At 33.0% G+C, this 10,999-nt stretch carries 9 protein-coding genes; all 9 read left to right on the top strand.

The window, feature by feature from the left end:
* Window positions 1-730 precede the first annotated feature (730 nt).
* The gene (gene rpmH / locus JN168_RS13690) at window positions 731-868 is read left to right on the top strand and encodes a 50S ribosomal protein L34 (protein WP_000240855.1); all 138 of its coding nucleotides are present in this window, start codon (window positions 731-733) and stop codon (window positions 866-868) included.
* 148 nt (window positions 869-1,016) lie between these two features.
* A complete protein-coding gene (rnpA, locus tag JN168_RS13685; RefSeq protein ID WP_042737790.1) occupies window positions 1,017-1,361 on the top strand; it encodes a ribonuclease P protein component in 345 nt (114 codons plus the stop codon).
* Between the two features lie 193 nt (window positions 1,362-1,554).
* On the top strand, window positions 1,555-2,934 hold the full coding sequence (gene mnmE, locus JN168_RS13680) for a tRNA uridine-5-carboxymethylaminomethyl(34) synthesis GTPase MnmE (protein WP_107527087.1): 1,380 nt from the start codon (window positions 1,555-1,557) through the stop codon (window positions 2,932-2,934).
* 16 nt (window positions 2,935-2,950) lie between these two features.
* Window positions 2,951-4,828 (top strand): tRNA uridine-5-carboxymethylaminomethyl(34) synthesis enzyme MnmG, encoded by a 1,878-nt coding sequence (gene mnmG / locus JN168_RS13675; RefSeq protein ID WP_042737789.1) that lies wholly within the window; start codon window positions 2,951-2,953, stop codon window positions 4,826-4,828.
* A gap of 1 nt (window position 4,829) precedes the next feature.
* The gene (rsmG, locus tag JN168_RS13670) at window positions 4,830-5,549 is read left to right on the top strand and encodes a 16S rRNA (guanine(527)-N(7))-methyltransferase RsmG (RefSeq protein WP_042737788.1); all 720 of its coding nucleotides are present in this window, start codon (window positions 4,830-4,832) and stop codon (window positions 5,547-5,549) included.
* A gap of 41 nt (window positions 5,550-5,590) precedes the next feature.
* Window positions 5,591-6,430, top strand: coding sequence for a nucleoid occlusion protein (noc, locus tag JN168_RS13665; protein WP_107512976.1), 840 nt, complete (start codon window positions 5,591-5,593; stop codon window positions 6,428-6,430).
* A 681-nt stretch (window positions 6,431-7,111) separates the two neighbouring features.
* Window positions 7,112-8,572: a carbon starvation CstA family protein gene (locus tag JN168_RS13660; protein ID WP_279526001.1), complete on the top strand. Its 1,461-nt coding sequence runs from the start codon at window positions 7,112-7,114 to the stop codon at window positions 8,570-8,572.
* 838 nt (window positions 8,573-9,410) lie between these two features.
* Window positions 9,411-9,767 (top strand): hypothetical protein, encoded by a 357-nt coding sequence (locus JN168_RS13655; protein WP_107513369.1) that lies wholly within the window; start codon window positions 9,411-9,413, stop codon window positions 9,765-9,767.
* A 209-nt stretch (window positions 9,768-9,976) separates the two neighbouring features.
* A complete protein-coding gene (locus tag JN168_RS13650) occupies window positions 9,977-10,873 on the top strand; it encodes a LysR family transcriptional regulator (protein WP_042737783.1) in 897 nt (298 codons plus the stop codon).
* Window positions 10,874-10,999: the final 126 nt, after the last annotated feature.

Raw genomic sequence — 10,999 nt, 5'->3', positions numbered from 1 at the left:
AATTAACAAACTCCATATATAGTAAATTTTAAAAGTTATACACAAAAATCAGTGCAGTGGATAAACTAAATCACAAGGTGTTGATAATTATCCACAAGTTAATCACAATCAGTGGATAACTATGTATGCTGATAAATATATCCACAACATTTTGTATATAATTTAATAAATCAAACCCTTGATGTATCAATAACTACATGACTTATCCACATAATTATACTTTTTAACATCAACCTCTGTCAAATAGCTGTGAATTTGTTATTAAACTATCTAAAAACTTGTGAATGACCTATAAATTATCCACAGTAAGAACGATTTGTACTGTGTATAAGTGGATAACTTTGCGAAAGAAATAGTATAACAGAAAATAAGCATCTTGTGGGCTTGGGAAATAATTTATAAATACTGTATGAAAAATGTATAATGGTCAAACTAATCGTTTGCGGAGTGATTTATTAAGGATAAATTACTGTAATGTCGGTATTTTTATGTAAGCTGCATCTATAAGCGTGATAAAAAACTTCCATATAATAGGAGAAACAGAACAATAACTGCTCATACTGCAATTAAATTCGTGCTTGCTTTATAAAATATATTTTGTTATATTGTAGTAGTTGCTTGAATTATGACTAGGAATTTATAAAGTTAAATCAAGACTTAAAGCAGAAGCGTATATCAATTTATCTATAATAACTGTTAGATAACCGAATAAATATGGAGGTGTTTTTACATGGTAAAACGTACTTATCAACCAAATAAACGTAAACATAGTAAAGTTCATGGTTTCAGAAAGCGCATGAGCACAAAAAATGGCCGTAAAGTTTTAGCGCGTCGTCGTCGTAAAGGCCGTAAAGTTTTATCAGCATAAGATCACTGACTCATCAGTGGTCTTTTTTTTAGGTTTTAAATAAAGTAAGATACGCATTAATATCTGTAGCTAGTCAATATATTAAATGGAATGTTTGATTTGAGTTAGTTCAAAATGTTACAGAAGAAGATAAGCGAGTGATGCATTGGTGGAAAAAGCATATAGAATTAAAAAAAACAGTGATTTTCAAGCTATTTATAAAAAGGGAAAATCAGTAGCCAATAGACAATTTGTAGTTTATACCAAAGTAAATAAAGAGTTATCACATTTTAGGCTGGGTATTAGCGTTTCGAAGAAGATTGGCAATGCCGTTGTTAGAAATAGAATCAAGCGAGCAATACGTGAAAATTTCAAAGTGCATAAAGAAGATCTTATACCAATTGAAATTATTGTTATAGCGAGACACCCAGCAAAAGATATGGATACATTACAAATACAATCAAGCTTGGAACATGTTTTAAAGATAGCTAAAGTTTTTAACAAAAAGATATAATTTCATGATAGGGTAGGGGAGCATATAGAGAAAGTGATTATTTTAGACGGAAGTAAGACTTCGTTCAGACAAACGTAAGACTAACTAACTGTATATCACTAAGCAATATGTTCGCTTTTTTTCATGAAAATCATTACAATATTATAATGAAATTTTTTACTTAACTAGACTGGTAAGGGAGGCGAGATGGATGATGGATTTAGACACGATTACGAGTATTTCAACACCAATGGGTGAAGGTGCAATAGGGATTGTGCGTTTATCTGGTTCAGATGCATTAACAATTGCAGATAAGTTATATAAAGGTCAGAAATCACTTAAAGATGTAGCTACTCATACGATAAATTATGGTCATATCGTAGATCCAGAATCAAATGAAGTAGTTGAGGAAGTAATGGTATCGGTGTTAAGGGGACCAAAGACCTTTACACGAGAAGATATCGTAGAGATAAATTGTCATGGCGGTATTTTAACAATTAATAGAGTGTTGGAATTAACTATGACATATGGTGCACGCATTGCTGAACCTGGTGAATATACGAAACGTGCATTTTTAAATGGCCGCATTGATTTATCACAAGCAGAAGCGGTAATGGACTTTATTCGTTCTAAAACCGATCGAGCATCTAAAGTTGCAATGAATCAAATTGAGGGTCGTTTAAGTGATATGATTAAGCGACAGCGTCAATCCATTCTCGAAATCCTTGCTCAAGTCGAAGTCAATATAGATTATCCAGAATACGATGACGTAGAAGATGCGACGACAGAATTTTTACTAGAGCAATCAACGCAAATTAAACAAGAGATTAATAAACTATTAGAAACTGGTGCGCAAGGTAAGATTATGAGAGAAGGTTTGTCTACAGTCATTGTTGGTAAACCGAATGTTGGTAAGTCTTCAATGCTTAATAACCTGATACAAGATAACAAAGCGATTGTGACAGAAGTTGCAGGAACTACACGAGATACGTTAGAAGAGTATGTAAATGTCAGAGGAGTTCCATTAAGATTAGTTGATACGGCAGGGATTCGTGACACAGAAGATATCGTTGAGCGTATCGGTGTCGAACGTTCTAGAAAGGCACTGAGTGAAGCGGATTTAATCTTATTTGTCTTAAATTATAATGAAACATTGTCGGAAGAAGATCGACAGTTATATGAAGTAATTAAGAATGAAGATGCAATTGTCATCGTTAATAAGATGGATTTGGAACAACGTTTAGATATGGAAGAAGTTAAAGCAATGATTGGAGATACACCACTTATTCAAACTTCAATGTTGAAACAAGAAGGTATCGATCAATTAGAATTACAAATTAGAGATTTATTCTTTGGTGGAGATGTTCAAAATCAAGATATGACATACGTTTCAAATTCCAGACATATCTCATTATTAAAGCAAGCTAGAAATTCAATTCAAGATGCTATAGATGCTGCGGAATCTGGAGTACCAATGGATATGGTACAAATTGATTTGACAAGAACATGGGAATTATTAGGTGAAATTATTGGTGAGTCAGCAAGCGATGAATTAATCGACCAACTGTTTAGCCAATTCTGTTTAGGAAAATAATTAAGGAGGAACAATTATGGCTCAAAAATATGACGTAATAGTAATTGGAGCTGGACATGCGGGAATAGAAGCTGGACTTGCTTCAGCACGTCGCGGTGCAAAAACATTAATGTTAACAATTAACTTAGATAATATTGCATTTATGCCATGTAACCCATCTGTAGGTGGACCAGCAAAAGGTATCGTTGTACGTGAAATCGATGCGCTAGGTGGTCAAATGGCAAAAACAATCGATAAAACGCACATCCAAATGCGTATGCTGAATACAGGTAAAGGTCCAGCGGTAAGAGCATTACGTGCTCAAGCGGATAAAGTATTATATCAACAAGAAATGAAAAAAGTAATTGAAGATGAAGAAAACCTAGATATTATGCAAGGCATGGTTGATGATTTGATTATTGAAGACGATGTAATCAAAGGTGTACGTACGAATATCGGTACTGAATATTGGGCGGAAGCTGTAATTATTACTACAGGTACATTCTTACGTGGTGAAATTATCTTAGGTAATATGAAATATTCAAGTGGTCCAAACCATCAATTACCTTCTATTTCTCTTGCAGATAACTTAAGATCATTAGGGTTTGAAGTTGTACGTTTTAAAACAGGTACCCCTCCACGTGTTAATGCAAAAACGATCGACTACTCAAAAACAGAAATCCAACCAGGCGATGATGTAGGAAGAGCATTTAGCTTTGAAACTACTGAATATATATTAGATCAATTACCATGTTGGTTAACATATACTAATGGTGAAACACACCAAGTGATTGATGACAATTTACATTTATCAGCTATGTATTCAGGTATGATTAAAGGTACAGGTCCAAGATACTGTCCATCAATTGAAGATAAATTTGTACGTTTCAATGATAAACCACGTCATCAATTATTCTTAGAGCCTGAAGGACGTAATACAAATGAGGTATATGTACAAGGCTTATCAACAAGTTTACCAGAACATGTTCAACGTCAAATGTTGGAAACAATTCCAGGCCTAGAGAAAGCAGATATGATGCGTGCAGGTTATGCAATTGAATATGATGCATTAGTGCCTACACAATTATGGCCGACTTTAGAAACTAAAAAAATTAAAAACTTATACACAGCTGGTCAAATTAATGGTACATCAGGATATGAAGAAGCGGCAGGCCAAGGTTTAATGGCTGGCATTAATGCTGCTGCTCGAGTTCAACAAAAAGAAGAAGTGATATTAAGCCGTTCGGATGCCTATATTGGCGTACTTATCGATGACCTTGTTACAAAAGGTACAAATGAACCATATCGTTTATTAACATCTAGAGCAGAATATCGTTTATTATTAAGACATGATAATGCAGACTTAAGATTGACGGATTTAGGTTACGAAATTGGTATGATTTCAGAAGAACGTTATGCACGCTTTAATGAAAAGAGAGAAATGATTCGTAATGAACAAGAACGACTTAAAGGTATTCGTGTTAAACCTAGTGAACATGTACAATCAATTATTGAAGCACAAGGTGGTTCACGTCTGAAAGATGGTATCTTAGCCTTAGAATTATTACGTCGTCCTGAAATGACATATGATTTAATTCTTGATATCCTTGAAGAATCACATCAACTACCTGCAGATGTTGAAGAACAAGTTGAAATTCAAACTAAATACGAAGGCTATATCAATAAGTCATTACAACAAGTTGAAAAAGTAAAACGCATGGAAGAAAAGAAAATTCCAGAAGACTTAGATTATAGTAAAGTAGATAGTTTAGCTACAGAAGCTAGAGAAAAATTAGCAGAAGTTAAACCGTTGAATATCGCGCAAGCATCACGAATTTCTGGTGTGAATCCTGCTGATATTTCAATTTTACTTGTCTTCTTAGAACAAGGTAAAATTCAAAGGGTGAACAATTAACATGGGCGTAGAGTGGTTAACTAAGCAACTGAGTACACATGGGATAGAACTTTCGGAACAACAACAGCAACAGTTTCAAACGTACTATCAAATGCTTGTCGAATGGAACGAAAAAATGAATTTAACGAGCATTACAGAGGAACACGAAGTATATTTAAAGCACTTTTATGATTCGATTGCACCGAGTTTTTATGCGGATTTTTCGCAATCAATGTCATTATGTGATGTAGGTGCTGGCGCTGGTTTCCCAAGTATCCCGTTAAAAATTATTTTTCCAAACTTAAAGGTAACAATAGTAGATTCACTCAATAAACGTATTCAATTTCTTAATCAATTAGCAGATGCCTTAGGATTACAAGATGTTAGTTTTGTACATGATAGGGCGGAAACATTTGGTAAAGGAGTCTACAGGGAGTCTTATGATATCGTAACAGCAAGAGCGGTTGCTAGACTTTCAGTATTAAGTGAATTATGTATACCGTTAGTGAAAAAGGGTGGTCAATTCATCGCATTGAAATCAGCTAAAGGTGACGAAGAGTTAGAAGAAGCTGCTTTTGGAATCGGTGTGTTCGGTGGAAAGGTCATAGACACAATTTCATATGAATTACCTGAGGATGCTGGTGATAGACAGATGATGATCATTGAAAAAAGAAGTCAAACGCCAAAAAAATATCCAAGAAAACCTGGTACGCCAAATAAGTCACCATTACTAGAAAAGTAATAACAGTTAATAACAATTAATTTAGAGGGAGCGCATAAATTATGAAGAAACCTTTTTCTAAATTATTTGGTTTAAAAAATAAAGATGACATAGTTGGTTATATTGAAGAAGATTATAATAATAACGTTGAATCTATTCATATTGAGCGCATTGTGCCAAACCGTTATCAACCAAGACAAGTATTTGAGCCAAATAAGATTAAAGAACTCGCAGAATCTATAGAAGAACATGGTTTGTTGCAACCGATTGTCGTACGTCCAATTGAGGAAGAAATGTTTGAAATTATTGCAGGCGAGCGTCGATTTAGAGCTTTACAAAGCATTGGCAAGACACATGCTGACGTAATCATTAGATTTTTAGATGATGAAGAAACAGCAGTTGTTGCATTGATTGAAAATATTCAACGTGAAAATTTATCAGTTATTGAAGAAGCGGAAGCATATAAAAAGCTGCTAGAAATTGGCGATACAACACAAAGTGAATTAGCTAAAAGTGTTGGTAAAAGTCAGAGCTTTATTGCTAATAAATTACGTTTGTTAAAGCTTGCGCCAAAGGTAATTGAACGTTTAAGAGAAGGAAAAATTACGGAACGTCATGCCCGTGCATTACTAAGTTTATCAGAGGAAGATCAAGAAATCTTAGTAGAGACAATTATTAGCCAAAAATTAAATGTTAAACAAACTGAAGCACGTGTGAAACAAAAGGTTGGTCCAGAAAAGGTGAAAGCGCAACGCTTTGAGTTTGCTAAAGATTTAACTGACGCACGTGAGACTGTTGGCAAGAGTATCGAGTCTATTGAACAAAGTGGTATTCAAGTTGAACATCAAACAAAAGATCATGAAGATTATTACGAAATCAAGATTAAGTTATATAAGCGTTAGTACAATTCAAATAGTAAAATGTTAGTAAAAAGTTTGGGATACAAATTCCAGAAAAATAGCCCTCAGATGAATTCAATTTATCTGAGGGCTTCTTTTTTTATTAATTCGTATTTGGTTCGCTTTCCTAGGGGACAGCTTCAGCCTGTAGTCTTCAGCTCGTCCTGTTCCCTCAGGAGTCTCACCAAAATACGTTGTATTCATAAATGATTTTCACAGTAACATACGTTTAAATCTGTGCATTAAATTTGTCTTGTTCGTATTGGGATATAAATCATTAAATCATTAAATTGTTAATACTTCATCTGTTGGTTTTAATTAATTCGTATTTGGTTCGCATTCCTAGGGGGCAGCTTCTGCTTATAGACTTCAGCTTGTCCTGTTCCCTCAGTAGTCTTACCAACATTCTTCGTATCAATATCTAAATGCATATTAAAAACACTTTGAATCAAATTGTTTATAGCTAAAGCATGATGTGATTCCAGGACATACTCATTAACCATTATTCTTTCATAGTAATTTTAACTAGTAATATCATTGCACATTTTATTGGTAAAATAAGCATTTAAATAATCAAAATACTACAAATTTAATTATTCCCTGGAAAATAAAATAAGACTATTGTGTAATAATACAAACTATGATTAAATTAAGAAAACGCTTACATATTAAAGGGGGAGTTTAATGATTACGTTTATCGTAGCTATCATTTTACTGGTTGTAGGTTATTTTACTTATGGTAAATATATTGACAAAATGTTTGGACCTAAAGAGTACCGGCCGACGCCAGCATATGACCAAAGGGATAATGTGGATTATGTACCAATGAAAACTTCTTCTAATTCATTGATACAATTATTAAATATTGCGGGTGTAGGGCCAATATTTGGCCCAATTATGGGGGCATTGTATGGACCAGTCGCATTTATCTGGATTGTTGTAGGTTGTATATTCGCTGGTGCTGTGCATGATTATTTAACAGGCATGATATCTATTAGAAATAAAGGTGCACATCTTCCTGAATTGGCTGGGAAATTTCTAGGTCAAGTGATGAAACACTTTGTTAATATCTTTTCTATTTTATTATTATTGTTAACGGGTACTGTATTTGTTACGAGTCCAGCATTATTATTACATAATTTAATGGATGGACGTATTGCATTAGGTATAATCATTTTTGCAATATTTGTTTATTATATTCTATCTACAATTTTACCAATTGATAAAATTATAGGGCGTATTTATCCAATATTTGGTGCACTTTTATTAATTAGTGCAGTGGGTGTTGGTTTCCGTCTAATTCAAACAGGAGCGCCAATACCAGAACTTAATTTACAAAATATGCATCCAGATGGTGCACCAATCTTCCCATTGTTATTCTTTACAATTACTTGTGGTGCATTATCAGGATTTCATGCTACGCAAACACCTATTATTTCGAGAACTACGAATAAAGAAAAGAATGGTCGCTTTATATTCTATGGGATGATGATTGCAGAAGGTATTATTGCGATGATTTGGGCTGCAGCAGGTATGAGTTTATTCAATGGTTATGATGGATTGAATGAAGTGTTAGCTAAAGGTGAGGCAGCTTTAGTCGTAAGTAAGGCTTCGCATCTGTTATTAGGCTCAGTGCTTGGCACGATTGCTGTATTAGGTGTTATCATTTTACCAATTACGAGTGGAGACACTTCCTTTAGAAGTGCACGTATGATTATTGCAGATTATTTGAATTATAGTCAGAGTAGTTTACTAAAACGTATTATAATTTCTACACCATTATTTATAATTAGCTTTGCATTAACACAAGTTGATTTCACAATCTTATGGCGATATTTCTCTTGGGCTAATCAGACGACTGCTGTCATTGCCTTATGGGTAGGAGCAATGTATTTACTTATAGCTAAGAAGAACTTCTGGGTTGCAGCGATTCCTGCTGTATTTATGACTTGGAATATATTTGTATATATTTTGAGCCAAAAAATAGGTCTAGGCTTAGATCTTAACATGAGTTATGTTATAGGTTTTGTACTAACTGCAATTTGGATTGCGTATTTCATTTACCAATATAGAAAAATGACAGCTTCAGTAGGCCAATTTGAACTTGATCATCCGATTCAAACACAACAACAAATTGTCTCATAAATTAATATTTGTGTGGCATAAATAATATTATCGAAAGATGAAGGACAATTGCTAATTGCAAAGCAGTTGTCTTTTGTCTTGTGAAACGATGTTTTAGTTAAAGCACCGATAAATACATATCTTTATAGTTAAAGATAGATGCAAATAGAACAAGATGTATAGGAAAAGTTAAAACTACCAACTATTAACTGTTATGTTTAGCCAAATCAAATGCGACAAAGCATGATTTATAGCTGCAATATATTGAGGATTTTTATAGTAATGAAGTAACAAGGTTGATGTTTCACGAAAAACATCAGCCTATTTTAGGAGTAGTTATACGATGACTAGAATGGTTATAACGTCATTCGTATTCGCTTTTGTTGAGCTGTAGCTTAAGAGATGATGGATCAAATTTTAAGTGATAATCAAAAAATATAATTGTGTAATCAGTTACTGAAAGTATATTATTAAAGTTTTTTACAGATGTATTACGTAGTAATTTCTAAAAAATTACAATTTCATTGTATATTATTTTTATGAGGGAAAATTCGTGATTTTTATTATAAAACTTGTTATGATGTTGAATCGTAAGTGATTAAGTGGAAATAGTAAATATTTAAAGGAATAATTTAACTAGAAAATAAAATTTAATATATATGATTTAAAATGAAATGTTCAAATAACGTCTTTTATAAAACAAATAGAAGTGTAATTTAATCAAATAACGTAAAATCAAGATACAAAAATTCAAACTGGTATATCAGTCATTCCTTAAATATTCATGAATATATCATTCAATGTACTGCTCATACTATATCAGACTTAATACCTTAATTATGAAAGCAGAGGTTTAAATATGTTAAAAGCTACAACAAGTATTATAGAAAATGATAAATATGAAGTGCAGGCAATTAACGCGCATTATTTGAAACGTATTGAAAAAAGTAATAAAGCAGAACGTTATTTTTGTATAGCACAAAGTGAAAAATTAACATTATCAGCACTGTCAACTTACGTTAAATCAGCGAAATCAGTGATGGCTCAATTAGGAGAAGCGAATACAAGAGCTACATTAACTGATGCAGGTAATGATATTTATCAAGCAACATTTGTCTACTTTGAAGATTCACTCGATACTTTAAAAACAGCCACTGAAAATTTAAGTCTGTTAGATTCTAAAGAAGCGAAAAATCACATTTTAACAAATGAATAATATAAATTCGTGAGCTTTGGTCGTAAAAGCCTATGCTCAATATACGAGAGCTAGTCTGTAATAACGGGCTAGCTCTCTTACTATTTGAATTCGAATTTATAATGCTGCAACAATACTTTTTTAAGTTAATTGGGAGTACGTTGGCGAATTGCCTATATTACATATAAAATAGAATAAAATTATAAACAGATTGGTAAGGTGAATAGACTATGGAAATTGCACATCTTAATGAATTTATAATATTAGCTCAGTACAAGAATTACTTTAAAGCTTCACAATCACTTTACATTGCGCAATCTACGTTATCGAAACATATTGTTGCTTTAGAAAATGAATGCGGCTATCAACTCATAGATCGTAGCAACAAGCAGATTAAATTGACTGAAGCGGGAGAATTATTTTTACATTATGCGCAGTTAATTGTACAAAATCATCAGGAAATGCAAGAACATTTACAGCAACAGACAGCATCGGAAATTACTTCAATTAATTTAGGAACGTCGCGTGTAATGATTGAATATGGAATTACTGAAATCGTCTCTGAAACAATGAAAGCACATCCAAATTTAAGATTTAAGGTACATGAAGGATTTGAACCAGACTTACATCAAATGATTGAAGAGGGACGTATTGATATTAGCTTTCTAAGAGAGCGGACACCTGCAATTGGAGAATACAGTTATACTTATGTACAAGAACGTCTATGTGCTGTAGTAGATAAATCACATGCATTTGCTGCAGAATCTGAAATATCGTTAAATATGCTTAAAGATATTGAATTATACATGACACCGGATTTTACTTTAGAACATGAATTGTTTCTTTCACTGTGTAAGCGCGAGCAATTTTATCCAATGATTTCCTTTACTGCACCACGTATAGAAAATTTATTAGAAATGGCACATATTGGTGAAGGCGTGGCGTTAATCATGGAGCAACAGGCACGTTACTTTGCAGATGATTGTATTAAGATTATACCTTTTGAACCCAATATCACGACATATATCAATATGACTGTGCATGACCATGTCACTATAAATGATGGGATTGCAGCGTTTATTAATTTAGCTAAATTAGAGAGTACAGCTACTTCTGAAAATGAATAACTGTATAATAATGCCATAGAGAATGGTCTGTTAATTCCAATATAGAATGAATTTGCATGCAAAGTTGAATTGATAATGCTTCCATAAATATTTTATGATTAATTTTAATTTCAAAATGTTTAAGGA

Source organism: Staphylococcus gallinarum (assembly GCF_029774255.1).
GTDB lineage: Bacteria > Bacillota > Bacilli > Staphylococcales > Staphylococcaceae > Staphylococcus > Staphylococcus gallinarum.
The sequence above is the reverse complement of the archived record's forward strand: the minus strand, read 5'-3'. Positions and strand labels throughout refer to the sequence as shown.

What these genes read in the sequence shown, in the direction of transcription:
- rpmH (WP_000240855.1), top strand. Translation starts at nt 731, where the DNA reads ATGGTAAAACGTACTTATCAACCAAATAAACGTAAACATAGTAAAGTT.
- mnmE (WP_107527087.1), top strand. Translation starts at nt 1,555, where the DNA reads ATGGATTTAGACACGATTACGAGTATTTCAACACCAATGGGTGAAGGT.
- mnmG (WP_042737789.1), top strand. Translation starts at nt 2,951, where the DNA reads ATGGCTCAAAAATATGACGTAATAGTAATTGGAGCTGGACATGCGGGA.
- rsmG (WP_042737788.1), top strand. Translation starts at nt 4,830, where the DNA reads ATGGGCGTAGAGTGGTTAACTAAGCAACTGAGTACACATGGGATAGAA.
- noc (WP_107512976.1), top strand. Translation starts at nt 5,591, where the DNA reads ATGAAGAAACCTTTTTCTAAATTATTTGGTTTAAAAAATAAAGATGAC.
- JN168_RS13660 (WP_279526001.1), top strand. Translation starts at nt 7,112, where the DNA reads ATGATTACGTTTATCGTAGCTATCATTTTACTGGTTGTAGGTTATTTT.
- JN168_RS13655 (WP_107513369.1), top strand. Translation starts at nt 9,411, where the DNA reads ATGTTAAAAGCTACAACAAGTATTATAGAAAATGATAAATATGAAGTG.
- JN168_RS13650 (WP_042737783.1), top strand. Translation starts at nt 9,977, where the DNA reads ATGGAAATTGCACATCTTAATGAATTTATAATATTAGCTCAGTACAAG.